The sequence below is a fragment of the Sphingosinicella ginsenosidimutans genome (genome assembly GCF_007995055.1).
Classification (GTDB): domain Bacteria; phylum Pseudomonadota; class Alphaproteobacteria; order Sphingomonadales; family Sphingomonadaceae; genus Allosphingosinicella; species Allosphingosinicella ginsenosidimutans.
Map to the genome: position 1 here is coordinate 952,775 of NZ_VOQQ01000001.1, position 25,347 is coordinate 978,121.

The window sequence follows — 25,347 nt, forward strand, 5'->3', positions numbered from 1 at the left end:
CGAGGCGGCTTGCCGGTCCTCAGGTCGACGCTCTCTCCATCAGTCGCCAGGTCAGGCCGGGCAGCTTGACCATCTCGCGGCCGCAATGGGTGCAGCGGCTCATGAAATAGCCGTCTTCCCAACGGCTGTTGTCGAGATCGGCGATGTGGCGGCCGAACCAGTCATGGAGGCTCATCTGCGTCTCTCCCGATCCCGCGCGCCGCGGTTCACCTGCGCGATCGCATCGGCAAGGCTGGTGTAGCGATAGCCGTCCACATGATAATGGCTGGACGTCGTGCGGGTGATGCCGTTGCGCATCATCAGGGCCGCCTCGGGATCGCGTCTCGCGGCCGCATCGTCGGGATGCTCGTGCAGAAGGGACGCCTTTCCAGGTTTCTGGCCGTGGTCATCCGTCATCACCATCCTCCTTGTCACCGGAAACCGGCAATGAAGCTTCGAAGCCGCGCTGTGCCACGCGGAGCGCCTCTTCCGTCGCCACCAGTCCGGCGGCGCTCGCAATGGCGAGGTCCAGCGGACGAGCGCGAAGCCCGACATGATAGGCGTTGAGGAAGGCCCGGGCGCCGTTGCCGCCCAGTGCGTTCGTCGCGGCCTTGACCGCCTCGCTTTGACGCGCCCGCTCGTCGCGCGAGAGCAACTCGCCAACCCGGGGCTTCCTGAAGGGGGCGCTCATTGCGCCGTGCCGCCCGGTTCGGGGGCGGCGATATGCGTCAACGACCGAAAGAGGGAGCCGGAATGGGGCGATGCCGGCTCGGCGGCCGCCACATCCTCGAATTCGTCGGCGGCCTCCGTTGTCGCGTCATCGACGGGTGAATGGGACGCCATCGTCATGCCATAACGACGCGCGAGCTCGAGATGGATGAGGCGCGCCCGCGGTGACGCCGCCGCATGCGCCGCCGCCAACTCGGCTTGTTCGCGTGCGGCCCAATATGCCTTGTCCATATGAAATCACCTTGGTTGTGCAAGCGAGAGCACGGCCGTCTCTCTGTCACGGGGAGGCTTGCGAATGGCGCAGGTGATCAATCGGATATGGTGGTTCGGAGAAAGATATCAATCGGCTCAGCGGTCTATTTTGCGCATCGTCATCAGGCCGCCCAGCGGTGTCATGAACTTCGTGCCGGGACGCATCCTCATGCCGATGCTGAATAAAAGGCCGGCCCTCCCCGATCCATGCTACAAGGCACTCGCGCGTCCTTGCTCCATTACGGGCAGCGACCACCCGGACAGGCTTTCATTTCCGCAAGTCCCCGGTTTCCCCGAAAGGGGCCATGACCATGAACCGAGCCACCCACCCCGACGTCGCGCACAACCTGGCGCTGGCGATCCTCGCTTCTTCCGCCGCGCCAGCCTTGCTGCTCGACGGAGACCTGAACGTGGTTGCCGCCAGCACCTCCTTCCATCGCGCGTTCGCGCTCGATCCCGAGGATGTGACCGGACGGCCCCTGTTCAAGCTCGGCGCTGGCGAGTGGAACGTGCCGCAGCTTCGGTCCCTGCTCGGCGCGACCCTCTCCGACATCGCCAGGATCGAGGCCTATGAGATGGACCTCAAGGGCGACGCCGCGCCGCGCCGCCTTGTCCTCAATGCCCGGAAGCTAGACTATGGCGATGCCGAGCAGATCCGCCTGCTTCTGACGATATCCGACGTCACCGAGGCGCGGATCAGCGAGAAGCTCAAGGACGACCTGCTGCGCGAGAAGGCGATCCTGCTCCAGGAGCTCCAGCATCGCGTCGCCAACAGCCTGCAGATCATCGCCAGCGTGCTGCTGCAAAGCGCACGGCGGGTGCAATCCGACGAAACCCGCAGCCACCTTCGCGATGCACACCACCGGGTCATGTCGATCGCCACCCTTCAGCAGCAGCTCGCGGCCTCAAGGCTGGGCGACGTGGAGTTGCGCGGCTATTTCGTCCAGCTCTGCCGAAGCCTCGGCGCCTCGATGATCCAGGATCACGATCGCCTGTCGCTCGAGGTGACCGTCGACGGCAGCATCGTGAAGGCGGACATCTCCGTCAGCCTCGGGCTGATCGTCACCGAACTGGTGATCAATGCTCTCAAGCACGCCTTTCCGGGCGATCGCGGCGGCACGATTCTGGTCGACTATCAAGCGCGTGGCGCGGGCTGGAAGCTGTCGGTCAGCGACGACGGCGTCGGCACGCCCGAAAAGATGGCCGAGGCCAAGCCGGGCCTCGGCACCGGCATCGTCGAGGCGCTGGCCAACCAGCTCGACGCGACCGTCGCAACTCAGGGCGGACATCCTGGCACCATCGTCTTGATCACGCACCCGGATGGGGCCGCCTGATCGGCTGGCGCCGAGCCGGAATCAGGAAACGGCCGCATGGCAGACGGCGCTGTCGGACGCTGATTCTCCCGCTCCGGCAAATGGGAGACGCCCGCGGCTTGAGGAATCGCGGGCCCGGGCGCGGAGGCCCGCACGGCCGCGCGCGCTATCCCGATATGAACTCCGATGAAGGCGGTTTCGAACCATTGGCCGATGGAATCGTTGCGATCGCTGATGCGCCGGCGTTGCGTGGCGACCCGGCGCTCCTTTCGAGGAACGAAGGAGGATTTCATGAAGCTCGTCCAATTCTCGCGGCCCGATGGAAACAAGGTCGCGATCAACCCGCATGCCGTGGTCTTCATCCACGAGAATGATGAGGATGCGGACACGACATTCGTTTATTTCAGGCACGACGATCGACTAACAGTACAGGGAAGGTTCGACCGGACGCTGAACGAGCTGATTCCGGGCTTTTGACGATGCACGCCAACATGAATGCACGGCAGCCTTCAGGACCAGCGACCGCGCCGCTCGACGACCGGGATGGGCGCGAAGCGGTCGCTCAAACGCTGCTACGTCGCGGATATGGAATCCATTGAACGCACTGACGGGGTCCGTCGAACCCTTCCGTCACGCAGGGCGCAGAGCGATAGTAGCGTGTCGCCTTCACCCTTGGCACTGGGATACAAAACTGGTATACACGGCGTATCAGAAACAAGGCTAAGTTACTGAAATAACAAGGGATGGGTGAGCCTATATTTTTCTCCCCTCAGCTCCACCAGCCTTGTCCGGCCCGATCAGCCCTGCGCGGCCTGCCCGACCACATAATCGGCCGCCGCCAGATCCTGGACGATGCTGCCCAACGATTTGTAGAGCGTGACCTCGTCCGGCCCGGTGCGTCCGGGGATGCTTCCCGTCATCACCTCGCCGATCTCGCCGAGGACATGGTCGTCGCCGACGAGCCCGGCTTCGCGCGCGCGCATGAACTCGGCGCCCTGGGCGAGAACGCCCTCGCGGTGATCGGCGAAAAATCGGGCGCGCACGACCAGATCGCTGGCGATCTCCGCCGGGCCGGCGCGGCTCGATCCGACCGCGTTGACATGGGCGCCGTCGGCGACGTCGCGGCTGAAAAGGATCGGGTCGGCCGCGCCGCTGACGGTGCAGATGATGTCGGCGCCGGTCGTCGCCTCGGCGACGCTCGCCGCCGCCGTGCCGCCGGTCCTTGCCGCGAGCGCCTCCGCCTTGGCCGGATCGCGGCCCCAGATCGTCACCCGATCGATCGGGCGGACGTGCCGTATCGCCTCGATATGGCGCAGCGCCTGTTCGCCGGTGCCGATGATCGCCAGATGGCGCGAATCCGGCCGGGCCAGCGCATCCGTCGCCGCGGCAGACGCGGCGGCGGTGCGGATGGCGGTCAGCACGCCCGCGTCGACGAAGGCGCGCGGCGCCCCCGTCTCGCCGTCGAACAGCGCGACGACGCCCTGGTGCGACAGGCCGCCGCGCGCGAGATTGCCTGGAAAGATGCTGATCAGCTTCGCCCCGAAGCTGCCGCCCAGCATCGCGCCCGGCATCACGCCGAAGGCGTTGCCGCCGTCGATGTCGAGGATCCCGCGCAGGAGTTGGCGCGTGCGTCCCCGGGACAGCGCGATCATCGCATCGCGCATCAGCGGAATGCACGCTTCGTAAGTGAGGAGCCGCTCGACCTCCTGCGCCGAAATCACCCGCGGTCCGCTCATTCGCCCCACACCTCCCGTGCATAGTTGAAAAAGTTGAGGCCCATGATCTTCTCGATCCGCGCCGTCGAATAGCCGCGCGCGTCGAGCAGGGCGACGAGGCGGCGGAACTGTCCCGGGCCGGTCAGGTCCGCGACGAACGGCACCGTATCCGGATTCTCGCCCGTTGCGCCGATGCCGGCGGCGTGGCGCGCCGCCACTTCTGCCCGCATCGCCGCGCGATAAGCCTCCATGTCGTCTATGCCGGTGGTCCCGCCGTCGGTGCCGATGCCGACATGGTCCTCGCCGCACACGTTGATCGCATGGTCGATATGGGCGACGACGTCGGCGGCGGTCGCGACGCTGGTCGGATTGAGGAAGGGCATGAAATAGATGCCGACGAACCCGCCCCGTTCGGCCACCAGCCGAAGCTCCGCATCGGTCTTGTTGCGCGGCACGTCGACCAGGGCGCGGCAGCCGGTGTGATTGATCGAAATCGGCTGCGTCGATGCCCGCGCCGCATCGAGGCAGGTCTGTTCGCCGCTGTGGGAAAGATCGACCATGACGCGCATTTCGTTCAAACGCGCGACCACTTCGCGGCCGAAGGGGGTCAGCCCGCGATTGCCCGGCGCCATCGATCCGTCGCCGATCTGGTTGGCGGGATTGTAGGTGAGCTGGATGACGCGCACGCCCATGTTGGCGAAGATGTCGATCCGGGTCGCATCGTCCCCCACCATCGCCGCGTTCTGGAAGCCGAGGATGACGCCGATCCGCCCCTCCCGCTTCGCGCGCAGCATGTCGGCGGCGGTCAGCACCTTGAGCAGATCGCGCGGCATCGCGGCGAAGCGCGCTTCCCAGGTCGCGATCTCGCGCATCGTATCCTCGAACGGATCTCCGTCGCCTGCGACATAGCCGATCGTCTGGTTGACGACATTCATGCCCGAGGCGCGCGCATCGGCGACCAGCCGGGGCGACAGGACGGGCGCGCGCGGCGGCGTCGCTGGCGCGGCCGGCGGATTGGGATCCTCGAACCCGCCGAGCGCATTGACGACGAGCATCGAGGAAAGCGCCGGCGGCGCCGCGCGAAGCGCCGAGGGCATGAGCGGCAGCGTCGCCGCCCCCGCGGCCAGCCCCAGAAAGGCGCGCCGGTCGGGCCGGTCAATCGTCATCGGGAACCTCCGCGGCGGTGATCGGGACATAATCGGAGCGCGCGAACGGCCGGCCGTGCTTCACCGTGAGGACGACGCTTCGCATGTTCGCGATGTCCGCCGTCGGATCGCGATCGAGCACGACGAGATCGGCGATCCGGCCCGGCTGGATCGTGCCGCGCCGATCGCCCTCGCCCATCGCCTGCGCACCCACCTGCGTCGCCGAATGGATCGCCTGGAGCGGCGTCATCCCGGCGCGAAGGACGAGCAGCTCGAGCTCGTCGAACAAGGCCGGCCAGGCGGCGGTTGCCGGCGTGTCGCCGTCGGTCCCGGCCGAGATTTCGACGCCCTGCCGCCGCGCCTGATCGGTGAGCCGGCCGGCGAGATCGAGGGTGCAATGATAGGGGCGCCCGCCGGGCGCGGCCGCCCGCCGATCCGCCTCGGCATAGACGTTGAGCGTCGCGTCAAGGATGATATGCCGCCGCCGCATCTCTTCGAACAGCCGGGTCATCACCGGATTGTCGCCGTGCGCGAAGGCGGGATAATCGACCGGGAAGCGATCCTGATAGCTTTGCGGCGGCGGGCTGGAGAGCTGGTAGGCGAGATAGCAGCTGTGGGACATCGTGTCCGGCCCGGCCGCGATCACCTCGGCCGGGGTCGCCGGAAAGACCATCGCGTGGGTCCACACCCGCATCCCCTGACGATGCGCCTCCGCGGCGATCGCGCGCACCAGCCGCGCCGGAAGATTGGCGTAGATCTTGATCGCCGTCGCGCCCGTCCCCTTCGCCCGGGCGACGGCGAGCCGAAGATCGGTCGAATCGTCGATCGATTGCGCCCAGGGCGTCTCGCCCGGCGTCCAGCCGGCGCTGATCGCATGGGTGCGCGGATCGGCGAAGAAGCTCGGCCCGGCCATCACCGCCGCAAAGGCGAGATCCGGCCCGGCAATCTCTCCCGTGCGCGCCTCGCGATCGAGCTCGGCGATCGAGCGCAGATCATCGGCCATGATCCGGGTGGCGGTGATGCCGCTGTAAATGTCGCGGCGAAGCCAGGCGCGGGCGCGGACCGGATCGGGCGGCGTCGCCATATGCTGGTGCGAATCGATGAGGCCGGGAAGGAGCCAGCGTCCGGTGAGATCGACGATCCGCGCGCCCTGGAGCTGCGCCGGGGCCAGTGCGGCATCCGCGGCCACCGCTTCGATCCGATCGCCGTCGGTCACCACGGCCATGTCGGGCCGTGGCGGCGCGCCGGTTCCGTCGATCAGGGTCGCATGGCGATAGATCGTGCGCGTGCCCGCGTCGGGCGGCGCGAACGGAGCCGCGGCCGCCAGCAGCACCGCGCCCGCAACAGCCAGAATGATCCGTGCGCCCCGCATGGCCTTTGCGCCTAGCATCCTGATCGCGCATGACAAATGGCTTTTCGGCGCAGCCCGCGACGCCTAGCAGGGGGCCATGGCCGACGACCTGCCCGAGCCGATCCCGGCCGCGACCCTGGTGCTGATGCGCTCCGCCGGATCGGGGCCGCCCGAGCTGCTGACGATCGAGCGCGGCGCGGGCATGGCCTTCGCCGCCGGCGCGCTCGCCTTTCCGGGCGGGCGAATCGACGATGAAGATCGCGCGGCCGCGGCCGCCTATCCGGCGCTGTCCGACGCCGCCGCGCGGATCGCGGCGATCCGCGAGACGATCGAGGAGACCGGGCTCGGCGGATCGCTTGCACCCGGCGATCTCACCCCCTTCGCGCGCTGGTGCCCCAATTTCCGCGAGACAAGGCGGTTCGATACGCTCTTCTATCTCGCCGAGGCCGGGTCGGACTGGCCGGCGCCGGTGGCGGCCGCGCACGAAGTGGGCCGCGTCTTCTGGGCGAGCGCCGCGGCGACGCTGGCCGAGATCGCGGCCGGCCGCGCCCATGCGATCTTTCCGACCCGCCGCAACCTCGAGCGGCTCGCCCGCTTCGGATCGATCGAGGAGGCCCGCGCCGACGCCGCGTGCCATCCGGTCCGCAAGATCACGCCGTGGATCGAGGACCGCGATGGCGAGCCGTTCCTGCGAATCCCGGACGATGCCGGTTATCCGGTGACGAGCGAGCCGCTGGCGACGGCGCGGCGCCGCTAGCCGGTCGGATCTGCGCGGCGCTCCACATCAGCGAGGCCGCGCGTCCGCGTCCGCAGCCGAAGGATCAGGTGGCCAGCGGTCATGAACAGGCTGTGCCCATCCTCGCCGAACGCGCAGTTGGAGATGGCCGTCCCCGCGTCGATCCGGCCGAGCAGCACGCCGGCGGGCGAGAAGATCATCAACCCGCCCGGCCCCGAAGCGAAGAGATTGCCGCGCGCGTCCACCTTCATCCCATCGGGGAGGCCCGGCCGCTCCGGACCGACCGAAGCGGTCATGTCGGCGAAGACGCGGCGGCTTGCGATATTGCCCTGCGCGTCGAGCCCATAGGCGATCCAGACGGCGCGGGCCGGATCGCTGTTCGAGACGTAGAGCGTCCGCCCGTCGGGCGAGAGGGCGACGCCGTTGGGAAAACTGAGGCTGCCGTCGATCAGCGTCACCCGGCCATCGGGGTCGAGGCGATAGACGCCGTTCGCCGGCTGCTCCTTCAGCGGCGAGGCATCGAGCCCGTCGAGCCCGTAGGGCGGATCGGTGAAATAGATTGCGCCATTGGCGGCGCGGACCAGATCGTTGGGCGAATTGAAGCGGCGCCCGTCATAGCGCGTGGCCAGCATCGTGCGCTGCCCCGTCGCGAGATCGAGCCGGACGATGGCCCGATCACCCGAATCGGCGATCAGCAACATTCCGTCGGCCCCCGCGATCATCCCATTGGATCCGGGCTCGCGAAAACCGGTCGTGTCGCCCGCGAGGCCCGAAGGCTCGCGGAAGACCGAAAGGCCATCGGCCGGGCGCCAGCGATACATGCGGTTGCGCGGCGGATCGCTGAAGAGGAGGCTTCCAAGTGCGGCGATCCAGACCGGCCCTTCCGCCCAGTCCGGCCCCTCGGCGACCCGCTCCACCACCGCATCCGGCGCGATGAGCGCGTCGAGCGCGGCGGCGCCGCGATGGATCCGGGCGGCGGGCTGCGGCTGCGCGGCAGCCGTTAGCGCTAACATGACGAGCCCCGAAAACAGCCTGCCGATCATCCCGCCCTCCGATGTCGATGATGGTCGCTCAATAGCGCGTTGCGGCGCGACTGGAAACATGCCGGGCCGGTGTCGGGCGGCCTGACGCAACGCGAAGCGGGCGGGTGGGCTTCAATCCTCCGGAAGCGGATCCAGGGCAACGCTGGCGATCGTAGCGGCGGGTTCGGGCCTGCCATCGAGCGCGCGCCCGAGCGCGGCCCGATCGAGCGCATTATCCCAACGCGCGACGACGACCGTCGCGACCGCATTGCCGATGAAATTGGTGAGGCTGCGGCATTCGCTCATGAAGCGATCGATGCCGAGGATCAGCGCGAGGCCGGCGACCGGCACGGTCGGCACGACCGAGAGCGTGGCGGCGAGCGTGATGAAGCCCGCGCCGGTCACGCCGGCGGCTCCTTTCGAGCTGATCATCGCGATGAGCAGCAGGCCGATCTGGTCGGCGATTGAGAGATGGATCCCCGTCGCCTGCGCGATGAACAGGACGGCAAGGGTCATGTAGATATTGGTCCCGTCCAGGTTGAACGAATAGCCGGTCGGCACGACCAGTCCGACGACGCTGCGCGCGCAGCCCGCGCGCTCCATCTTGTCGATCAGGCTCGGCAGCGCCGCTTCGGAGGAGGATGTGCCGAGCACGAGGAGCAATTCCGCCTTGAGATAGCGGATCAGCTTGAGGATCGAGAAACCGGCCAGCCGCGCCATCGCGCCGAGCACGACCAGCACGAACAGCAGCGACGTCAGGTAGAATGTCGCGACGAGCGCTCCGAGATTGACGACCGATTCGATGCCGTATCGGCCGATCGTGAAGGCGATCGCCCCGAAGGCGCCGATCGGTGCGAGCCGCATCAGGAGGGCAACGAGGCGGAAGACGACCAGCGACAGCCGATCGAGAAAGTCGAGCACCGGATCGGCCGGATCGCCGACCAGCGACAAGGCGATCCCGAACAGGATCGCGACCAGCAGCACCTGGAGGATCGAGCCACCGGTCAATGCCGAGACCATCGTGTCGGGAATGATATCGAGCAGGAATCCCGTGACGCTCGCCGCGTGCGCTTCCTGGTTGTAGGTCGCGACGCTGCCGGCATCGAGCGTCGCCGGATCGACGTTCATACCCGCGCCCGGCTGGAGGAGATTGCCGACGATCAGGCCGACGATCAGCGCCAGTGTCGAGAAGAACAGGAAATAGGCGAAGGCCTTCGCGGCGACCCGGCCGACGGAGCGAAGCTCGCGCATCCCGGCGATCCCGGTGACGATGGTGAGGAAGATGACGGGCGAGATCACCATCTTCACCAGCTTGATGAAGCCGTCGCCCAGCGGCTTCAGCGCCGCCCCCTGCGCGGGCCAGAAATGGCCGACGATCACGCCGAGCACGATCGCGGCGAGCACCTGGGCATAGAGGAGCCGGGCGATCGACGCGCGGCGCGGCACCGTCGGGATCGCCCGGTCCGCTGCAGCAGGCAAACTCATCCGCCCCCTCCTCCTCCCGCCGGCCGCGGGCCGAGCTCAGCCCGGCATCGAACGCGCCGCGCCGCCGCGTTATGCCCGGCTCCGCGCCCCAGGCCAACGCGCCGATCCGGCCCCATGCGGTGCGGGGTCTTTGAACGGAGCTGTCATACGGATCACTTGCACGCATCCCTTGAACGCAAGGGCGGCAAAGCGATCGTGAAAGCGGCAGAATTCCGCGATTCCGCCATTTTCGGCGGAGATGGTGACCCCTACGGGACTCGAACCCGTGTTTCAGCCGTGAAAGGGCCGCGTCCTAACCACTAGACGAAGGGGCCGCGAGGCGACGCGCGGCTTAGGGGGTGGCGGCGGGCGGGTCAAGGCGGTCGGCGCGGCGCCCATCGACGGCGGGCGTCTCGATCGCGGCCGCCGGCACGTCGCTTTCGCCCGCCGAGGCGATCGCGAAGCGGCCGCGCGCGCGGATGTCGGCGGACGAGGCGCCGACCATCAGCTCGATCTCGCCCGGCTCGATCCGCCAATGGCCGCCGGGGCTCCAGATCGCGAACTGGGCGGGCGCCAGGGTGAAGGTGACGCGCTTCATCTCGCCGGGCGCGAGCGTGATCCGGCGAAAGCCGCGAAGCTCCATCACCGCGCGCGAGACGCTGGCCACCGGATCGCGGGCGTAGAGCTGGACCACCTCGTCGCCGGCGCGCGCGCCGACATTGCGGACCGTGACCGAGGCGGTCACCCTGCCGCCCGCCGCCGGCGCGATCTCCAGGGCGCCATAGGCGAAGCGGGTGTAGGAAAGGCCGTGGCCGAAGGGGAAGACGGGGCCGACGGGAAGATCGCGATAGCGCGACGTGTCCGAGGCCAGATCGGCGCTCGCCGGACGACCGGTGGGAAGCGCGGCATAGCTTTCGGGAAGCGCGCCGGCGGATCGCGGGAAGGCGATCGGCAGGCGGCCGGCGGGCGAGACCCGCCCGGTCAGCACATCGGCGATCGCCGGGCCGGCCTCGACGCCGAGGAACCAGGTTTCGAGGATCGCCGGCGCCCGCGCGGCGAGTCGATCGATCGCGAGCGGCCGCCCGCTCATCAACAGCACGACCACCGGCCGGCCGGTATCGAGCAGCGCATCGGCCAACGCCTGCTGCGCGCCGGGCAGGCCGAGATCGGCGCGGCTGCGCGCCTCGCCGCTCATGTCGAAAGTCTCGCCGACGACGAGAAGGACGAGATCGGCGCGGCGCGCGGCGGAGACGGCGGCGGGAATTCCCGATTCATCCTCGCTCGATGGCGCGGCGCCAGGGACATAATCGATCGCCACGCCGGGCAGCGCCGCGCGGAGCGCCGGCAGCAGGGGCCGCACATCCTCCACCCGTCCGGCGGAGCGCCAGGGGCCGAGCTGCGAGCCGGCATCGTCGGCAAGCGCGCCGATCACCGCGATGCGCCGCGCCGAGGCGGCGATCGGGAGCAGATCGCCGTCATTCCTGAGCAGCACGATCGATCGCGCCGCGGCATTGCGGGCCGCCGCGCGGTTGGCCGGGGTGAGCATCGCCGCCGCCTCCAGCGCCGCGTCGCCGCGATAGGGGTTGTCGAACAGGCCGAGCCGCTCCTTGACCGAGAGCACGCGGCGGACGGCGCGGTCGAGCGCCTCCATCACCGCCGGATCGGCCTGCGCGCGCCGCTCGAGCTCGGCGGCGTAGAGGCCGCTGTTCATGTCCATGTCGACCCCGGCGCCGAGCGCGAGCGCCGCCGCGTCGGCATCGCTGCCCGCGACGCCATGGGCGCGCAGCTCGGCAACGCCGTTCCAGTCGCTGACCACGAGGCCCGGCCAGTGCCAGGCATCGCGAAGGGTGCCGGTCAAGAGGTCGTGATCGGCATGGGCGGGGACGCCCCCGATCGTGTTGAAGGCCGCCATGAATGATCCGGCGCCGGCCCGTGCGGCGGCGTGGAATGGCGGGAGATAGATTTCGTTCAGCGCGCGATCGGACAGGTCCGCACCGGCATAATCGCGCCCGCCGGTGGCCGCGCCATAAGCGGCGAAATGCTTGGCCGTGGCGAGGATCGAATCGGGCGCGGCGAGCGTGGCGCCCTGGAAGCCGCGCACCTGCGCCTCGGCCATCCGGCTGCCGAGATAGGGATCCTCGCCCGCGCCCTCGACGACGCGGCCCCAGCGCGGATCGCGGGCAATGTCGATCATCGGCGCGAAGGTCCAGTTGAGCCCGGCGGCGCTTGCCTCGATGGCGGCAATGCGGGCGGCGCCTGCTTCGACCGCCGGATCCCAGCTCGCCGCCATCGCCAGCGGCACCGGGAAGATCGTGCGATAGCCGTGGATCACGTCGGCGCCGAGCAGGAGCGGGACGCCGAGCCGCGATTCTTCCACCGCGATCCGCTGCACCTCGCGCGTTTCGGCGGCGCCGGCGACATTGAGATAGGAACCGACGCGCCCCTGGCGGATGCGCGCGCGCTCGCCATCGTCGATCAGGCTGTTCGGCGCGCGCTGGCGCCCGCCGGCGACCTGGACGAGCTGGCCCACCTTCTCGGCGACCGTCATCCGCGACAGCAGCGCCTCGACCCGCGGCGACGCGGCCTCCTGCGCCGATCCTGCCACCCCGGTGACGGCCAACAGCACGGCGAGCAACGACCGCTTCAACCCCATCGACCCCCTCCTCAATCGGCCCAGGCGGCATCCTCCAGATGGAGCTCGGCGGCGCCGTTGCCGTGATAGTCGTCGCGCTTGACCCGGCCGGCGAGCCATAGCTTGCGGTGCGGCGGCGCGGCGAGCAGCGCCTCGCCCAGTGGGCCATCCGCCATGCGGAAGGCGATCGCCTTGATCCGCCGCCCGTCCGCGCCCGCGGCGATCACCCGCAGGTGGCCGCTGCCGACAATGTCCGCCTTCACGAGGTTCACCGGGCCGGCGACCACCGCCGGGCCGGGCCAGCCGGCGCCATAGGGGCCGCCGGCGTCGAGCGCGTCGCACAGATGCGCGGTGACCCCGCCGGGCGCGACCACCGCGTCGATCAGCAGGGCGCGCCCGTCGCGGCTCGCTGCGATCGCTGCGCCAAGCCGGTCGTCGAGGAAATCGGCGAGCGCCTCGATCCGGTCGCCGGCCACGGTGAGGCCGGCCGCCATGGCGTGGCCGCCGCCGGCGACGAGCAGGCCGCTGTCCTTGGCGGCGAGCACCGCGGCGCCGAGATCGACCCCGGAGATCGACCGGCCCGAGCCCTTGCCCGGGCCCTCCGGCTCGAGCGCGACCACGATTGCCGGCTTGTGCAGCTTTTCCTTCAATCGCCCGGCGACGATGCCGATGACGCCGGGGTGCCAGCCCTGGCCGGCGACGAGCGCGACCGCGCGATTGCCCTGCGCGGCGGCGAGCGCCTCCGCCTCCTCGGTCACCGCCGCCTCGATCGCGCGCCGCTCCTCGTTCAGCCGATCGAGCTCGGCGGCGATCGCCTGCGCCTCGGCCGGATCCTCGGTCGTGAGCAGCCGGACGCCGAGATCGGATTTGCCGACCCGGCCGCCGGCGTTGATCCGGGGGCCGAGCGCGAAGCCGAGATCGCGGCACTCGACCGCACGGGTGAGCCTCGCGGCATCGGCGAGTGCGGCAAGGCCGATATTGCGCCGGCCCGCCATGACCTTCAACCCCTGCGTCACGAAGGCGCGATTGAGGCCCCTCAGCTGCGCCACGTCCGCGACCGTGCCGAGCGCGACGAGATCGAGCAGCTCGATCAGCTTCGGCTCCTCGCGGCCGGCGAAGAAGCCGCGCGCGCGCAATTCGCGAAGCAGCGCCGCGCCGAGCAGGAAGGCGACGCCGACCGCGGCGAGATGGCCGTGCGCCGCCGCCTCCGCCGCTTCGTCGAGCCGGTTCGGATTGACGATGGCGAAGGCGTCGGGGAGCGTGCTCGCGCATTTGTGGTGATCGACGACGATCACGTCGAGGCCGGCTTCCTTCGCCATCGCCAGCGCCTCGAACGCCTGCGCCCCGCAATCGACCGTGACGACGAGCTGCGCCCCGTCCCCGGCAAGGCGGACCAGCGCCTCGCCCGAGGGCCCATAGCCCTCCATCAGACGATCCGGGATATAGGCGCCCGCGTCGAGCCCGAGCATGGCGAGCAGCCGGATCAGCAGCGCCGCGGACGTGGCGCCGTCCACGTCATAGTCGCCGAACACGATCACCCGTTCGCCACGCTCGACCGCATCGGCAAGCCGCGAGGCCGCCTTGTCCATGTCGGCGAAGAGCGAGGGATCGGGCATGAAGCCGCGCAGGGTGGGCGCGCGGTGACGATCCAGCTCATCGCGCGCGACGCCGCGGGCCATCAGCAACTGATCGACGAGATCGTCGGGGGCGAAGCCGGGATCGAGCCCTTCGGTGCCGCCGCGCCAGCGCCACGGCTGGCCGAGGATCGAGCGCGAAACGCCATAGACATGGGGAGAAACCGTCAACACGCGCACATCCTAGGGCAGCCGCGCGTCCGCGTGAATCCCGAACTGGCGAAAGCCGCGTTCACCATGCCCTTTCGCCGGTTCTTCACCTGTTCGGCATTACACCGACGCTGCCGGAATTCGGCCGTGAGGAGATGTAACATGCGACGCATCGTCACCCTCGCCTTCCTCGCCACGCTGGCGTCCGGCGCGGCCCTGGCTCAGCCGCCGGCGGCCTCGCCCGATCAGCCCCGCACCGTCCAGCTCGAGCTTCGCCAGGGCGGCCGCCTGCTCGGCACGCCAAGCGTAACCCTTGCCCCCGGCCGTTCGGCCGCGGTCAGCGTCGGCGGAGTCTATTCGCTGCGCCTCAGGCTCGATCACGCCGCCGATGCGGCGAGCGCCGCCTATCTCGTCCGATCGACGCTGTACCGGTCGGACGGCAGCGGTGGCCCTGTCGCCTCACCCGCCGTGACGCTCGCCGAGGGCGAGCAGGCGCGGCTCAGGATCGCGGCCGGCGATGGCGGGCCGCTCCTGTTCGCGGTGCTGATCCACTAGGGCGATTCGTCAGTCGTGCTGGCCCGGCTCGCGCCGGTGCTCGCCGCGCACCCAGCGCACCGTGCCGGTCGACGCGCGCATGACCACGCTTTCGGTGGTGATGCAGCTCTTGCGGCGCTTCACGCCTTCCAGAAGCGTGCCGTCGGTGACGCCGGTGGCGGCGAAGATGACGTCGCCCTGCGCCAGATCCTCCAGGTGATAGATCCGGTTGAGATCGGTGACGCCCCAGCGCGCGGCGCGGCTTCGCTCGTCATCGTTGCGGAAGACGAGCCGGCCCTGGAACTGGCCGCCGACGCAGCGCAGCGCCGCCGCCGCGAGCACGCCCTCGGGCGCGCCGCCCTGGCCCATATAGACGTCGATCGTCGTATCGGGATCGGTGACGGCGATCACGCCCGCGACATCGCCGTCGGGGATCAAGGCGACGCCGCAGCCGAGGCTCCGCAGCTCGGCGATCAGCGCGGCATGGCGCGGGCGATCGAGCACGCAGGCGATGATCTCGCCCGGCGGCACGCCCTTGGCCTCGGCGATCGCGCGGATATTGTCGCTGGGCGATTTCGCGAGGTCGATCACGCCCTCGGGATAGCCGGGGCCGATCGCGAGCTTGTCCATATAGACGTCCGGCGCGTTGAGCAGGCAGCCTTCCTCGGCGATCGCGAGGACGGCGAGCGCATTGGCGCCCGCCTTGGCGGTGATCGTCGTGCCTTCGAGCGGATCGAGCGCGATGTCGATCTTCGGCCCGCTTCCCTGCGCGGCGCCCACCTTCTCGCCGATATAGAGCATCGGCGCCTCGTCGCGCTCGCCCTCGCCGATGACGACCGTGCCGTCCATTTCGAGCTCGTTGAGCGCCGCGCGCATCGCCTCGACCGCCGCGCGATCCGCCGCCTTCTCGTCGCCACGACCGACCAGTTTCGACGCGGCGACCGCCGCCGCCTCGGTCACCCGCACCATCTCCATCACCAGCAGCCGATCGAGAACGTGGCTCGCGCTTACCATGATATTCGTCATCCTCTCTTGGTTTGCCGGGCGGATAGGCGAGGCCTGTCACAAAGTCGAGACGCGCGCCGGGGTTCCGCCGGCTAGCCGCGGCGGCGCGACCGGCGCTCGCCGCGCCGTTCCTTGCGCCTTGCCTTGGCGGCGGCGGAGGCGGCCTTGCGCTTGCCTTCGGGCGTGTCGCCGAACCTCACTTCGTCGAGCGGGAGGGCATCGCCCGCCGCCGGATCGAAGCCGAGGCTCGCCAGCGTCGCGGCGAAATGTTCGGGCAGCGCCGCGGTCGCGTCGATCCGCCCGCCGTCCGGGTGATCGATCCGGAGCCGCCGCGCGTGGAGGTGCAGCTTGCGGCTGATCGCCCCGGTGAGGAAGGCGTCCTGCCCGCCATATTTGCCATCGCCGACGATCGGATGACCGATGGCGAGCATGTGGACGCGCAGCTGGTGAGTGCGCCCCGTCAGCGGCTGCAGCTCGACGAAGGCGGCGCGATTGCCGGCGCGTTCGATCACGCGGTAGCGGGTGCGCGACGGCTGGCCCTCCTCCTCGTCGACATGCATCTTCTCGCCGCCCGTGCCGGGCTGCTTGGCGAGCGGCAGATCGATCAGCCCCTCCTCCACCGAGGGCACGCCCGCGACGACCGCCCAATAGACCTTGCGCGCGGTGCGACCGGAAAAGGCGCGCGAGAAAAAGGCGGCGGCGCGCGGCGTGCGGGCGACAAGCAGCGCCCCGGACGTGTCCTTGTCGAGCCGGTGGACGAGCTTGGGCCGCGGCGCGCCTTCATCGACCAGGCCGTCGAGCAGCCGATCGAGATGGTCCTTCGTCTTCGTGCCGCCCTGGGTGGCGAGGCCCGGCGGCTTGTTCAGCACGAAGGCGGCGGGATCGGATTCGATCACCATCGCGCGGACGAACTCGATCTCGTCCTCGCTCAGCACTTCGCGGCGGCGCTGCGGCTTTGCTGGCGCGGCCTTCGCGCTCTGGGGCGGCACGCGGATCACCTGCCCCGCCTCGATCCGATCGCCCGGAGTCGCGCGCTTCCCGTCGATTCGCAGCTGACCCGTGCGCGCCCAACGCGAAACCTCGCCAAACCCCGCCTCCGGCAGATGGCGCTTGAACCAGCGATCGAGCCGGATGCCATCATCCTCGGCATCGACGGTGAACTGGCGGACCTGATCGCTGCTCATCCCGCCGCCCGCACGATCCACAGGCCCGCGAAGAGCAATGCCACCGCGCCGAGCACCGAGGCGAGGACGTAAGCGAGCGCGGTGCCGATCTCGCCCCGCTCGATCATCAGCGCGACCTCGAGGCTGAAGGCCGAGAAGGTGGTGAAGCCGCCGAGCAGCCCGACGCCGAGGAGCAGCCGTGTCTGCTCGCTGCCGCCGGCCCTGACCAGCCAGCCGGCCAGCAGGCCCATGAGGAGCCCGCCGGCAAGGTTCACGCTCAAGGTTCCCCAGGGAAAGCCGGGGCCGAGCCCGCGCAGCGCGACGAGCCCGACGAGATGCCGCAGGCCCGCGCCGAACGCGCCGCCGAGCATGACGATGAGCAGGTTGGGCATGGCCGGCCTGTACCCGGCCGGGCGTCGGTGCGCCAGCCTCAGCGCCCGTTATTGACGATCAGCGCGACTTCGGACCCGTTCGCCTGCGGCGTGACGATGAGGTAATAGGCGCCATCGGTGCGCGGATTGACCCCGCCGAGCACATGATCCTGCCCACGCACCTGATGCTCCGCATCATAGCCGCCGCGTTGCGCGACGCCCTGGTAGAACTGGATCACCCGCTGCCAGCTGTCGCTGGTCGTGAAGCTGACGACGCGCATCGAGCAGCCGCCATTGTTGTTCCCCGCCGCCTCGGTGATGCGGCCTCCCGGATAGGCCGGAAACTCGGCCGGCAGACGCTGCGCCCAGGAGAGGTTGTTGTCGAAGGGCTGGGCGCAGCCGGCGGGCGCGTGATCGCCCCCCGCCGCCGCGACCCGCTGGCCGCCGGCGGACGATCCGGCGGGATATTGCGCCTGCACCGGGGTTTCGGGCGGGCGCGCCTGATTGGGATGCGCCTGCTGGTTGAGATTGGGATCGACCATGATCTGGTCGGCGAGCGCGCTGGTCAGCGCCGGATCGGCATCGTTGCCGGCGAGGCTGTTGTCGAGCGCGGCGAGATTGTTCGCCTCCCCGCCGCCGCACGCGGCGAGGGCAAGCAGGCCGGCAAGGCCGATCGAACGAAGAATCATGGCGCGAGCGATCATGAAAGGCGTCTCCCTGACGCCCTATATGCCGCAAGCCGGGCCGCGATGGGTGATCGGAATCGGTTAATGCGGGGGCCGGGCGGCATCTGTGCCGGAACGGGACTGCCAGTAGGCGAAGGTTTCCGCCTGAACCGAGGCGATGAAGCGCGCCGCCTCGGGCCCCTCCCACGGTCCATCATAGCCGCGGTCGCGGCCGCCGCCGGCGACCCACCAGCCCTGGCCGGGAATGCCGTCGCTGGCGCGAACGACAAGCACCGCGAGCTCCGGCTCGCCGTTGGCGGCGGCGGCGCGGTCGATCTCGCCAAGCATCGCGCACAGCGCCCGCATCTTCGGCCGGGAAAAGCGGTACCCCAGATGCTCGAGCAGCGTGCCATAGGAGAGGGCGGTGCCGGCCCGCGCTGCCGCGACCAGATGGGCGCGCACCTCGTGCGGGTCGGCGATCGGGATCATTCGGTCTCCTCATGCCTCCCCGTGCGGCGCACCCTCGTGGGGAGGATCCACGGGAGGATTTAGTGTTCCGAGCCGGTCAGCACCAGCCGGCCATCGACGCCGCCGCCGTTGCGGGGCGTCAGGCGCACCTCGAAATGCTGATCGCCGCGCCGAGTGCCGGAGATGACGAAGCCACCGCCATCGGGCGCGGCCGAGGCGACATGCACGTCCGGTCCGCGCGCCGGATCGCGATACCAGTCGGCGATGCGCGCGCTGTCGTCGGGACTCGAAAAGGCGATGTCGACCACGCCATCGCCTTCATTGGCGTTGACGTGGACGCCACCGACCCGCGAGCCCGGATAGAGGAATCCGTCGGTGCTGTCGGCGCGCATTTCGGCGCGGACGCTTTCAGGCACGCTCACCGACATGTTGAACCCGGGCGCCTGGATCGACACGCGGCCGTCCTGGCCGTTTCCGGCGGCATTGATGTCGATATTGGCGTCCTCACCCGCGTCGTTGCCGATGTGGACATCGCAGGCGCCGAGCACGAGCGCACCGGCGAACAGGGGAGCGAGCTTCAGCAAGGTCATGGCGATCCTCCTCGGCGCGGGTATAAGTGTATTATGTAGGCAACACAATCCGTCACCGCACTTGCATCGGCCCGGCGGGCGGGGAATGATCCGCGTCCATGAAGACCGACCCCAGGATCGACGCCTATATCGAGCGCCAGGCGGACTTCGCCCGGCCGATCCTGACCCATCTTCGCGCGACGATCCACGAGGCGTGCCCCGACGCGGAGGAAGCGGTGAAGTGGGGGATGCCGAACTTCCTCTACAAGGGGAAGATCCTCGCCAACATGGCTGCGTTCAAGGCCCATGCGAGCTTCGGTTACTGGAACGATGCGATGCTCCGGCAGGATGAGCGCAATTCCGAGGCGATGGGGCAGTTCGGGCGGATCGGATCGATCGACGATCTGCCCCCGCGCGATCGCCTGATCGAGCTGACGCGCCAGTCGATGGCGCTGATCGATTCGGGCGCGAAGCCGCCGCGCCCGCCGGCGAACAAGGCGCCGCCCGAGGTTCCGAATGACATGCGCGCCGCGATCGACGCCAATGCACCGGCAAAGGCGACGTTCGATGCCTTCCCGCCCAGCGCCAGGCGCGATTATGTCGAATGGATCACCGAGGCGAAGCGCGAGGAGACGCGCACGAAGCGGATCGCGCAGGCGGTGGAATGGCTCGCCGAGGGCAAGCGCCGGAACTGGAAATACGAAAACTGCTGAACGCTCAGAGCTGCCCGTTCGGGATCGGCTCGGCTGGCGGCGCGACCGGGTGGCAGACCGGCAGGTGGAGCCGCTCCGCGTCGGAGCAGTTTCGCACCTGCGTATCGCCGGTCGGCGCGATGAAGATCGCCCAATGCCGGCCATCGTCGCACAGTGCCACCCACATGGCGAGATTGCCGTGATCCTGCTGCTGCGCGACCGCCTGCACCTTGTGGCAACGATTGCCGTTGTCGCGGATCGCCCGCATCAACCCGAGCCGCTGCATCGGCGGCGAGAGCGCCTTGAGCTGGTCGTTATAGGGATTGGCGATGGTGATGTGCTGGACGTTGGCGGGCGGCGAATCGTCGCCGCACGCCGCCAGCGCCGCCAGGGCGGCGGCACATCCGGCGGTGAGGAGGGCGACGCGGATCATTGCGTGTTCGCGGCTGCGCCCGGCGCCGGCGCCACGGCGCCGTTGACCACCGTCGCGCCGCCATTGCCGGTGAGGACGATCGTATAGGTCGCGCCGTTGTCGCAATGCGCGGTCCAGGCCGGATTGCCCCGCTGCGGCGCGGCCGGCTCCGATGAATCGACATGCTGGCAATCCTGGTTGGCATCGCGGATCGCCCGGATGAAGACCCCGTTGCGGCTGCCCTCGGGAAGCGCGGCGATCTGGTTCCCGCTCGCGGCGGCGCTGTCGGCCTCATTGACCGGCGCGACGGGCGGCGGGCTTGAATTGCACGCGGCGAGCACGAGAGCGGCAGCGGCGGCGGCGACGGTCCGGATCATCGCGGGTTCTCCTTCCCCGTGGTTGGGCCAAGGTCGATCGGCGAAACCGCGGCTTCAGCCGACCTGGGCGGCGTCGCGATAGTGCGCGCGAAGCGCACCTTTGTCGATCTTGCCGGTGCCGAGCTTGGGCAGCGGCCGATCGGCGATCCAGATGACCGCCGGCAGCTTGAACGCAGCCAGCCGCTCCGAAAGAAAGGCGAGCACGGACGCGGAATCGAGCCCGCCTTTCTCGCCATAGATGACGGCGGCCGGCGCCTCGCCGAGCCGTTCGTCGGGAATTCCGAACACGGCCGCCTCGGTCACGAGCGGGTCACCATAGAGGGCGGCCTCGACCTCCTGGGCGCTGATATTCTCGCCGCCCCGAATGATGATGTCCTTCTTGCGATCGACGATGAAGAGATAGCCGTCCTCGTCGAGATAGCCGATGTCGCCGGTGCGGAAATAGCCGTCGGCGGTGATCGCCGCGCGGGTCGCGGCCTCGTCGTTCCAATAGCCGCGGATATTGGCGGCCGAGCGGATCGCGATCTCCCCGCGCTCTCCGGCGGGCAGGTGAGCGTCGCCATCGCCGAGGATGGCGAGCTCGACCAGCGGCTGCATCACCCGTCCGGTCGAGGCCGGCTTGTCATGGTAGTTGGACCAGAAGTTCGAGCAGCCGACCGCATTGGTCTCGGTGAGGCCGTAGCCGAGCGCCGGCTGCGCGCCGGTGAAGGTCCTTTCAAGCCGCTCGACATGCGCGACCGGCCGCGCCGCGCCGCCGGCGGCGATGTCGGTGAGCGACGACAGGTCATATTTCGTGCGGGACGGCGACTGGGCGAGCTCCATGCTCATCGTCGGAACCCCGACGAAATAGGTGATCTTCTCCTTCTCGATCAGCCGCAGCGCCTCTTCCGGGTCCCATTTCGGCATCAGCACCATCGTGCGCCCGATGACGAAGCTGTTGAGCAGCACCGGCACCTCGCCGGTCACATGGAAAAGCGGCACGTTGATGAGGGTGCGCGGCGGCGCCGGCGGGTTGCCCGACGCCTGGCGGATGCCGAGCAGGGCGGCGAGCCCCATCGCATAGGTATAGACGGCGGTCGTGACGGCGCGATGGGTCGAGACCGCGCCCTTGGCGAGGCCGGTCGAGCCGGACGTGAAGAGGATGGTCGCATCGTCGGTCGGCAGCACGATCGGCAGATCGGCCTCGCCGGCATCCATCAGCGGCGCGATCGCCGACTCGATCGGCCCCTCGATGGGGAGAATGACGAGCGGGATCGGGCAGCCCGCGGCCTGGAGCCGCTCGCCGCGCGGCGCATCGGCGATCATCAGCTTCGGCCGGGTCAGCGTCAGCGCGTGCATCATCTCCTCGCCGCGCCACCAGCCGTTGAGCAGGGTCGCGACCCCGCCGGCCTTGAGCACCGCCATCCAGGTGACGATCCACGCCGGGCAGTTGCGCATCACGATGCCGATCCGGTCCCCCTTGCCGACGCCGCGCGCGACGAGGGCGCGGGCGAGTGATGTGGCCTGGCGGTTGAGATCGGAGAAGCTCAGCCTCTCATCCCCGGCGACCACGGCCTCCATGTCGGCGTGAAGACCGCAGAAGATGTCGAACAGGGTGGGGAGCGTCGGCGGGAGATTGGTCACGATGGCGAGGCCGGTGTCGGGATCGCGGCCGACCTGGATCCGTCCGCCCTCGCCGGTGACCTCGGCGATCGCTGCGTCATAAATGCGATCCAGCTCGCTCGGCATCCAGTCCTGCTCCGTCTTTGCCTTTTCTTATGCCCCCACTATGAAGGCGCGAACCCGGAGGGGGAAGCCTTGATTGACGCACTGACGACATCGGCGGCGGCGGCGAACGCGGTTTCCGCGATCCGATATACCGACCTGCATTTGAGCCCGATCGTGTTCCAGATCGGTGCCTTCTCGCTGCGCTGGTACAGCCTCGCCTATCTCGCCGGGATCGTCGCCGGCTGGTGGTATCTGATGAAGCTGCTCGGGCAGCCGGGCGCGCCGATGGCGAAGCGCCATGCCGACGACATGGTCTTCTATGCGACGCTCGGCATCATCCTCGGCGGGCGGCTCGGCTATGTCCTGTTCTACAAGCCGCTCGACTATCTCCAGCATCCGGTGGAGATCGTGCGCCTGTGGGACGGCGGAATGTCGTTCCACGGCGGCGTCATCGGCGTCAGCCTCGGCATCATGTGGATGGCGCGAAAGCACCGGCTCGATTGGCTGCGGATCCACGATTATGTGGCGTGCTGCGTGCCGTTCGGGCTGTTCTTCGGCCGGCTCGCCAATTTCGTGAACAGCGAATTGTGGGGCAGCATCACGACCGTGCCCTGGGCGGTGCGCTTCTGCGAATCCTTCGATGCGGCGGGCGTCTGCACCGCGCTCGGCCCGCCGCGCCATCCAAGCCAGCTCTACGAGGCGGCGCTGGAGGGCATCGTGCTGTTCGCGATCCTCGCCTTCGCCTTCTGGAAGACTCGGGCGCGCTACAAGCCGGGGCTCCTCGTCGGCCTCTTCATCCTGGGCTATGGGCTGATCCGCTTTGGGCTCGAATTCATCCGCGAGCCGGACGCGCATCTCGTCCATTTCGCGCAGGAGACCGGGCTGCACATGGGACAGTGGCTGTCGCTGCCGATGATTCTCGGCGGGCTCTATCTCGTCTTCACCGCGAACAAGCGCACGGAGCGCGTCCGGCCGGTCCCCGCCGATGAGCCGGCCGCCACCTGAAGACGATCTGCGCCGGCGGATCGAGGCAGAGGGCGCGGTGAGCGTCGCCGATTATATGGCGGCGGCGAACGCCTATTATTACGCCACCCGCGATCCGCTTGGCGCGGCCGGCGACTTCACGACCGCGCCCGAGATCAGCCAGATGTTCGGCGAGCTGATCGGCATCTGGTGCGCCGATCTGTGGCGGCGCGCGGGCCGGCCCGACGGCATCGCCTATGTCGAGCTCGGGCCCGGGCGCGGCACGCTCGCCGCCGATGCGCTGCGCGCCATGCGCGGCGCCGGGCTGGTGCCGCAGGTCCATTTCGTCGAGACCAGCCCGGTGCTCCGCGCGGCCCAGGCCGAACGGGTGCCGGACGCGCGCTGGCACGACGATCCGGCCGCGCTGCCCGAAGGCCCGCTGCTGATCGTCGCCAACGAATTTTTCGATGCGCTTCCGGTCGCGCAGTTCGATGCGGCGGGGCGCGAGCTCATGGTGACGATCGAGGGCGGTCGCTTCGTCCGCGAGGGCAGTGTCGCGACCGAAGCGTCGCCGGCCGGGATCGCGCTCGCCCGCTTGCTCGCGTGCCGGATCGTCACCCAGGGCGGCGCGCTGCTCGCGATCGACTATGGCCCGGCGCGGCCCGGCGCGGGCGACACGCTCCAGGCGGTCAAGGGCCATGCTTTCGCCGATCCCTGGGAGGCGCCGGGGAGCCGCGACCTCACCGCCCATGTCCAGTTCCCGGCGCTCGCCGCAGCGATTCGCGGCGAGGGCGCAAGCGTCCACGGACCGCGCCCCCAGGGCGACTGGCTGGAGGCGATGGGGATCGCGCTTCGCGCCGCCGCGCTGGCCCGGTCCGCGCCGGAGCGGACCGAGGAGATCGAGGGCGCGCGGCTGCGCCTCACCGCGCCGGCGCAGATGGGGCGATTGTTCAAGACCATGGCGGCGACCGCGCCGGGCTGGCCCGATCCGGCGGGGTTCTGAGATGAGCGAGATCACCTATCGCGACGCGACCGCCGCCGACGTCGAGGCGATCGACGCGCTGTTCCGGCGCGTCTTCACCGAGATTTTCGGCCATCTCTACGATCCGGCAGACCTCGCCGCCTTCTATGCCGGTTTCACCCGCGAGGCATGGCTGGCCGAGCTCGCCCAGCCGGACCTCCGCATCCGCCTTGCCGAAGCGGATGGCGCGGTCGCCGGTTTCGCCAAGGTCAGCGACCCGACCCTGCCGGTGACGCCCGCGGGCCCGGCGATGGAGCTGCGCCAGCTCTATCTCGATCCGGACCAGCGCGGCGCGGGCGTGGCGGACGCGCTCATGGCCTGGGCGCTTGGCGAGGCGGAGGCGCGCGGCGCTGGCGAAATCTTCCTCTCCGTCTACATCGACAATCACCGCGCCCGCCGGTTCTACGAACGATATGGATTCGAGACGGTCGGGCGTTACGACTTCATGGTCGGCACCCATGCCGACGAGGATTTGCTGATGCGGCGGACATTGTGAGCGTCGAGACCATCCGATCGCGCCTGATCGGCGTGCCGCACGGCTTTCTCGGCCGGCGCGGCGGCGTCTCGCAAGGGGTGTGCGCGGGCCTGAACGTCGGCCTCGGGTCCGGCGACGAGCGCGCCGCCATCGCCGAAAACCGCCGCCGCGCCGTGGCCGCCGTGGCGCCGGGCGCCGCGCTGGTGACCGTCCATCAGGTCCATTCCGCGATCGCGGTCCATGCGGCCGCCCCCTGGCCGGACGATGCGCGGCCCCATGCCGACGCCATGGTGACGGATCGGCCAGGCCTCGCCCTCGGCATCCTGACCGCCGATTGCGCGCCGGCCCTGCTCGCCGATGCCGAAGCGGGGGTCATCGGCGCCGCCCATGCGGGCTGGAAGGGCGCGCTTGGCGGCGTGATCGAGGCGACGATCGTCGCGATGGAAAAGATCGGCGCGGCGCGCGAACGGATCGCGGCGGCGATCGGCCCGGCCATCGCGCGGCGAAGCTATGAGGTGGACGAGGCCTTTGCCCGCCGCTTCGCCGAGGCCGACCCGGACAATGAGCGATTCTTCGCGCCCGGACGCGCGGGCCGTCACCAGTTCGACCTCGAAGCCTATGTCGCCGCCCGGCTCGCCGCCGCCGGCGTGACCCGGGTGGAGGCGATGGGGCTCGACACCTATGCCGATCCCGACCGCTTCTTCTCCTATCGCCGCGCCACCCATTCGGGCGAAGCCGATTACGGCCGCCAAATTTCGCTGATCGCGCTTCCGGGCTAGATCGTCGCCGTCGATTTCGGTTAA

The 25,347-nt window shown here is 69.5% G+C and carries 29 protein-coding genes and 1 tRNA gene; 9 read left to right on the forward strand and 21 right to left on the reverse strand.

The window, feature by feature from the left end; translation table 11 throughout:
- Positions 1 to 19 precede the first annotated feature (19 nt).
- The 4 genes from FRZ32_RS15205 to FRZ32_RS04665 are packed head-to-tail and all read right to left on the reverse strand — an operon-like array spanning position 20 to position 939.
- Complete coding sequence (locus tag FRZ32_RS15205) at positions 20 to 175, reverse strand: hypothetical protein (RefSeq protein ID WP_158635835.1); 156 nt, start codon at positions 173 to 175, stop codon at positions 20 to 22.
- Entirely contained in the window at positions 172 to 396 is a 225-nt protein-coding gene (locus FRZ32_RS04655) for a hypothetical protein (protein ID WP_147042419.1), read from the reverse strand. Before FRZ32_RS04655 ends, FRZ32_RS15205 begins: the two co-directional genes overlap by 4 nt.
- Entirely contained in the window at positions 386 to 634 is a 249-nt protein-coding gene (locus tag FRZ32_RS04660) for a hypothetical protein (RefSeq protein WP_147042420.1), read from the reverse strand. The genes FRZ32_RS04655 and FRZ32_RS04660 overlap by 11 nt, the downstream gene beginning before the upstream one ends.
- Before the next feature lie 32 nt (positions 635 to 666).
- Positions 667 to 939, reverse strand: a complete 273-nt coding sequence (locus FRZ32_RS04665; RefSeq protein ID WP_147042421.1) for a hypothetical protein — start codon at positions 937 to 939, stop codon at positions 667 to 669.
- Between the two features lie 326 nt (positions 940 to 1,265).
- Here FRZ32_RS04665 and FRZ32_RS04670 point away from each other — a divergent pair, with 326 nt between their 5' ends.
- Positions 1,266 to 2,294, forward strand: coding sequence for a sensor histidine kinase (locus tag FRZ32_RS04670; protein ID WP_147042422.1), 1,029 nt, complete (start codon positions 1,266 to 1,268; stop codon positions 2,292 to 2,294).
- A 270-nt stretch (positions 2,295 to 2,564) separates the two neighbouring features.
- Positions 2,565 to 2,750: a hypothetical protein gene (locus FRZ32_RS04675; RefSeq protein ID WP_147042423.1), complete on the forward strand. Its 186-nt coding sequence runs from the start codon at positions 2,565 to 2,567 to the stop codon at positions 2,748 to 2,750.
- A 320-nt stretch (positions 2,751 to 3,070) separates the two neighbouring features.
- Here the strand turns inward: FRZ32_RS04675 and FRZ32_RS04680 are convergent, their stop codons facing one another.
- Genes FRZ32_RS04680 through FRZ32_RS04690 form a run of 3 tightly spaced genes read right to left on the reverse strand, consistent with a single transcriptional unit; the run spans position 3,071 to position 6,505 of the window.
- Positions 3,071 to 4,009, reverse strand: a complete 939-nt coding sequence (locus tag FRZ32_RS04680) for an ornithine cyclodeaminase family protein (protein ID WP_147042424.1) — start codon at positions 4,007 to 4,009, stop codon at positions 3,071 to 3,073.
- Complete coding sequence (locus FRZ32_RS04685) at positions 4,006 to 5,154, reverse strand: dipeptidase (protein ID WP_147042425.1); 1,149 nt, start codon at positions 5,152 to 5,154, stop codon at positions 4,006 to 4,008. Before FRZ32_RS04685 ends, FRZ32_RS04680 begins: the two co-directional genes overlap by 4 nt.
- Complete coding sequence (locus FRZ32_RS04690; RefSeq protein WP_243445189.1) at positions 5,144 to 6,505, reverse strand: amidohydrolase family protein; 1,362 nt, start codon at positions 6,503 to 6,505, stop codon at positions 5,144 to 5,146. The genes FRZ32_RS04685 and FRZ32_RS04690 overlap by 11 nt, the downstream gene beginning before the upstream one ends.
- Positions 6,506 to 6,581: 76 nt before the next feature.
- Between FRZ32_RS04690 and FRZ32_RS04695 the strand changes: the two genes are divergently transcribed.
- A complete protein-coding gene (locus tag FRZ32_RS04695) occupies positions 6,582 to 7,241 on the forward strand; it encodes an NUDIX domain-containing protein (protein ID WP_147042427.1) in 660 nt (219 codons plus the stop codon).
- On the opposite strand, the gene FRZ32_RS04700 is transcribed toward FRZ32_RS04695, so the two are convergent.
- The 5 genes from FRZ32_RS04700 to recJ all read right to left on the reverse strand — a co-directional run bounded on the left by FRZ32_RS04700 (position 7,238) and on the right by recJ (position 14,146).
- A complete protein-coding gene (locus FRZ32_RS04700) occupies positions 7,238 to 8,263 on the reverse strand; it encodes an SMP-30/gluconolactonase/LRE family protein (protein ID WP_147042428.1) in 1,026 nt (341 codons plus the stop codon). The genes FRZ32_RS04695 and FRZ32_RS04700 overlap by 4 nt on opposite strands.
- Positions 8,264 to 8,374: 111 nt before the next feature.
- Entirely contained in the window at positions 8,375 to 9,727 is a 1,353-nt protein-coding gene (locus FRZ32_RS04705) for a dicarboxylate/amino acid:cation symporter (protein ID WP_147042429.1), read from the reverse strand.
- Positions 9,728 to 9,966: 239 nt separating this feature from the next.
- A tRNA-Glu gene (locus FRZ32_RS04710) sits at positions 9,967 to 10,041 on the reverse strand.
- A 17-nt stretch (positions 10,042 to 10,058) separates the two neighbouring features.
- Positions 10,059 to 12,359, reverse strand: coding sequence for a glycoside hydrolase family 3 N-terminal domain-containing protein (locus tag FRZ32_RS04715; RefSeq protein WP_147042430.1), 2,301 nt, complete (start codon positions 12,357 to 12,359; stop codon positions 10,059 to 10,061).
- Positions 12,360 to 12,370: 11 nt separating this feature from the next.
- Positions 12,371 to 14,146 carry a single-stranded-DNA-specific exonuclease RecJ gene (gene recJ / locus FRZ32_RS04720; protein WP_243445190.1) on the reverse strand — a complete coding sequence of 592 codons (1,776 nt, stop codon included), beginning with the start codon at positions 14,144 to 14,146 and terminating at the stop codon, positions 12,371 to 12,373.
- A gap of 138 nt (positions 14,147 to 14,284) precedes the next feature.
- Here recJ and FRZ32_RS04725 point away from each other — a divergent pair, with 138 nt between their 5' ends.
- Positions 14,285 to 14,677, forward strand: a complete 393-nt coding sequence (locus tag FRZ32_RS04725; RefSeq protein ID WP_147042431.1) for a hypothetical protein — start codon at positions 14,285 to 14,287, stop codon at positions 14,675 to 14,677.
- A 9-nt stretch (positions 14,678 to 14,686) separates the two neighbouring features.
- Here FRZ32_RS04725 and glpX read toward each other — a convergent pair whose 3' ends face one another.
- From glpX to FRZ32_RS04755, 6 genes are all read right to left on the reverse strand, one after another.
- Positions 14,687 to 15,670: a class II fructose-bisphosphatase gene (gene glpX, locus FRZ32_RS04730; protein WP_147044329.1), complete on the reverse strand. Its 984-nt coding sequence runs from the start codon at positions 15,668 to 15,670 to the stop codon at positions 14,687 to 14,689.
- 83 nt (positions 15,671 to 15,753) lie between these two features.
- A complete protein-coding gene (locus tag FRZ32_RS04735; protein ID WP_147042432.1) occupies positions 15,754 to 16,845 on the reverse strand; it encodes an RluA family pseudouridine synthase in 1,092 nt (363 codons plus the stop codon).
- Positions 16,842 to 17,216, reverse strand: coding sequence for a fluoride efflux transporter CrcB (gene crcB, locus FRZ32_RS04740; protein ID WP_147042433.1), 375 nt, complete (start codon positions 17,214 to 17,216; stop codon positions 16,842 to 16,844). The genes FRZ32_RS04735 and crcB overlap by 4 nt, the downstream gene beginning before the upstream one ends.
- Before the next feature lie 38 nt (positions 17,217 to 17,254).
- On the reverse strand, positions 17,255 to 17,899 hold the full coding sequence (locus FRZ32_RS04745; protein ID WP_147042434.1) for a hypothetical protein: 645 nt from the start codon (positions 17,897 to 17,899) through the stop codon (positions 17,255 to 17,257).
- A 63-nt stretch (positions 17,900 to 17,962) separates the two neighbouring features.
- Positions 17,963 to 18,349, reverse strand: coding sequence for a ribose-phosphate pyrophosphokinase (locus FRZ32_RS04750; protein WP_147042435.1), 387 nt, complete (start codon positions 18,347 to 18,349; stop codon positions 17,963 to 17,965).
- A 59-nt stretch (positions 18,350 to 18,408) separates the two neighbouring features.
- Positions 18,409 to 18,918, reverse strand: a complete 510-nt coding sequence (locus FRZ32_RS04755) for a DUF4097 family beta strand repeat-containing protein (RefSeq protein WP_147042436.1) — start codon at positions 18,916 to 18,918, stop codon at positions 18,409 to 18,411.
- Positions 18,919 to 19,016: 98 nt separating this feature from the next.
- Between FRZ32_RS04755 and FRZ32_RS04760 the strand changes: the two genes are divergently transcribed.
- On the forward strand, positions 19,017 to 19,610 hold the full coding sequence (locus FRZ32_RS04760) for a YdeI/OmpD-associated family protein (protein WP_147042437.1): 594 nt from the start codon (positions 19,017 to 19,019) through the stop codon (positions 19,608 to 19,610).
- A gap of 4 nt (positions 19,611 to 19,614) precedes the next feature.
- Here the strand turns inward: FRZ32_RS04760 and FRZ32_RS04765 are convergent, their stop codons facing one another.
- The 3 genes from FRZ32_RS04765 to FRZ32_RS04775 are packed head-to-tail and all read right to left on the reverse strand — an operon-like array spanning position 19,615 to position 22,106.
- Positions 19,615 to 20,022, reverse strand: coding sequence for a hypothetical protein (locus tag FRZ32_RS04765; protein WP_147042438.1), 408 nt, complete (start codon positions 20,020 to 20,022; stop codon positions 19,615 to 19,617).
- Positions 20,019 to 20,378: a hypothetical protein gene (locus FRZ32_RS04770; RefSeq protein ID WP_147042439.1), complete on the reverse strand. Its 360-nt coding sequence runs from the start codon at positions 20,376 to 20,378 to the stop codon at positions 20,019 to 20,021. The genes FRZ32_RS04765 and FRZ32_RS04770 overlap by 4 nt, the downstream gene beginning before the upstream one ends.
- Before the next feature lie 54 nt (positions 20,379 to 20,432).
- Positions 20,433 to 22,106 (reverse strand): class I adenylate-forming enzyme family protein, encoded by a 1,674-nt coding sequence (locus FRZ32_RS04775; RefSeq protein WP_147042440.1) that lies wholly within the window; start codon positions 22,104 to 22,106, stop codon positions 20,433 to 20,435.
- 69 nt (positions 22,107 to 22,175) lie between these two features.
- Here FRZ32_RS04775 and lgt point away from each other — a divergent pair, with 69 nt between their 5' ends.
- The 4 genes from lgt to pgeF are packed head-to-tail and all read left to right on the forward strand — an operon-like array spanning position 22,176 to position 25,323.
- A complete protein-coding gene (gene lgt / locus FRZ32_RS04780; protein ID WP_243445192.1) occupies positions 22,176 to 23,090 on the forward strand; it encodes a prolipoprotein diacylglyceryl transferase in 915 nt (304 codons plus the stop codon).
- A complete protein-coding gene (locus FRZ32_RS04785) occupies positions 23,071 to 24,051 on the forward strand; it encodes a class I SAM-dependent methyltransferase (protein WP_243445193.1) in 981 nt (326 codons plus the stop codon). The genes lgt and FRZ32_RS04785 overlap by 20 nt, the downstream gene beginning before the upstream one ends.
- A gap of 1 nt (position 24,052) precedes the next feature.
- Positions 24,053 to 24,565, forward strand: coding sequence for a GNAT family N-acetyltransferase (locus FRZ32_RS04790; RefSeq protein ID WP_147042441.1), 513 nt, complete (start codon positions 24,053 to 24,055; stop codon positions 24,563 to 24,565).
- Positions 24,559 to 25,323: a peptidoglycan editing factor PgeF gene (pgeF, locus tag FRZ32_RS04795; RefSeq protein ID WP_147044332.1), complete on the forward strand. Its 765-nt coding sequence runs from the start codon at positions 24,559 to 24,561 to the stop codon at positions 25,321 to 25,323. Before FRZ32_RS04790 ends, pgeF begins: the two co-directional genes overlap by 7 nt.
- The last annotated feature ends 24 nt before the right edge of the window (positions 25,324 to 25,347 follow it).

Excerpts from the sequence above, each read along its gene's own strand:
- FRZ32_RS04785 (WP_243445193.1), top strand. The coding sequence starts at position 23,071 with ATGAGCCGGCCGCCACCTGAAGACGATCTGCGCCGGCGGATCGAGGCA.
- FRZ32_RS04675 (WP_147042423.1), top strand. The coding sequence starts at position 2,565 with ATGAAGCTCGTCCAATTCTCGCGGCCCGATGGAAACAAGGTCGCGATC.
- FRZ32_RS04745 (WP_147042434.1), bottom strand. The coding sequence starts at position 17,899 with ATGATCGCTCGCGCCATGATTCTTCGTTCGATCGGCCTTGCCGGCCTG.
- FRZ32_RS04700 (WP_147042428.1), bottom strand. The coding sequence starts at position 8,263 with ATGATCGGCAGGCTGTTTTCGGGGCTCGTCATGTTAGCGCTAACGGCT.
- FRZ32_RS04665 (WP_147042421.1), bottom strand. The coding sequence starts at position 939 with ATGGACAAGGCATATTGGGCCGCACGCGAACAAGCCGAGTTGGCGGCG.
- FRZ32_RS04770 (WP_147042439.1), bottom strand. The coding sequence starts at position 20,378 with ATGATCCGGACCGTCGCCGCCGCCGCTGCCGCTCTCGTGCTCGCCGCG.
- glpX (WP_147044329.1), bottom strand. The coding sequence starts at position 15,670 with ATGGTAAGCGCGAGCCACGTTCTCGATCGGCTGCTGGTGATGGAGATG.
- FRZ32_RS04715 (WP_147042430.1), bottom strand. The coding sequence starts at position 12,359 with ATGGGGTTGAAGCGGTCGTTGCTCGCCGTGCTGTTGGCCGTCACCGGG.
- FRZ32_RS04750 (WP_147042435.1), bottom strand. The coding sequence starts at position 18,349 with ATGATCCCGATCGCCGACCCGCACGAGGTGCGCGCCCATCTGGTCGCG.
- FRZ32_RS04670 (WP_147042422.1), top strand. The coding sequence starts at position 1,266 with ATGACCATGAACCGAGCCACCCACCCCGACGTCGCGCACAACCTGGCG.
- FRZ32_RS04655 (WP_147042419.1), bottom strand. The coding sequence starts at position 396 with ATGACGGATGACCACGGCCAGAAACCTGGAAAGGCGTCCCTTCTGCAC.
- FRZ32_RS04755 (WP_147042436.1), bottom strand. The coding sequence starts at position 18,918 with ATGACCTTGCTGAAGCTCGCTCCCCTGTTCGCCGGTGCGCTCGTGCTC.
- FRZ32_RS04765 (WP_147042438.1), bottom strand. The coding sequence starts at position 20,022 with ATGATCCGCGTCGCCCTCCTCACCGCCGGATGTGCCGCCGCCCTGGCG.
- FRZ32_RS04760 (WP_147042437.1), top strand. The coding sequence starts at position 19,017 with ATGAAGACCGACCCCAGGATCGACGCCTATATCGAGCGCCAGGCGGAC.
- FRZ32_RS04690 (WP_243445189.1), bottom strand. The coding sequence starts at position 6,505 with ATGCGGGGCGCACGGATCATTCTGGCTGTTGCGGGCGCGGTGCTGCTG.
- FRZ32_RS04680 (WP_147042424.1), bottom strand. The coding sequence starts at position 4,009 with ATGAGCGGACCGCGGGTGATTTCGGCGCAGGAGGTCGAGCGGCTCCTC.
- FRZ32_RS04685 (WP_147042425.1), bottom strand. The coding sequence starts at position 5,154 with ATGACGATTGACCGGCCCGACCGGCGCGCCTTTCTGGGGCTGGCCGCG.
- FRZ32_RS04705 (WP_147042429.1), bottom strand. The coding sequence starts at position 9,727 with ATGAGTTTGCCTGCTGCAGCGGACCGGGCGATCCCGACGGTGCCGCGC.
- FRZ32_RS15205 (WP_158635835.1), bottom strand. The coding sequence starts at position 175 with ATGAGCCTCCATGACTGGTTCGGCCGCCACATCGCCGATCTCGACAAC.
- FRZ32_RS04790 (WP_147042441.1), top strand. The coding sequence starts at position 24,053 with ATGAGCGAGATCACCTATCGCGACGCGACCGCCGCCGACGTCGAGGCG.
- crcB (WP_147042433.1), bottom strand. The coding sequence starts at position 17,216 with ATGCCCAACCTGCTCATCGTCATGCTCGGCGGCGCGTTCGGCGCGGGC.
- FRZ32_RS04725 (WP_147042431.1), top strand. The coding sequence starts at position 14,285 with ATGCGACGCATCGTCACCCTCGCCTTCCTCGCCACGCTGGCGTCCGGC.
- FRZ32_RS04735 (WP_147042432.1), bottom strand. The coding sequence starts at position 16,845 with ATGAGCAGCGATCAGGTCCGCCAGTTCACCGTCGATGCCGAGGATGAT.
- FRZ32_RS04775 (WP_147042440.1), bottom strand. The coding sequence starts at position 22,106 with ATGCCGAGCGAGCTGGATCGCATTTATGACGCAGCGATCGCCGAGGTC.
- FRZ32_RS04695 (WP_147042427.1), top strand. The coding sequence starts at position 6,582 with ATGGCCGACGACCTGCCCGAGCCGATCCCGGCCGCGACCCTGGTGCTG.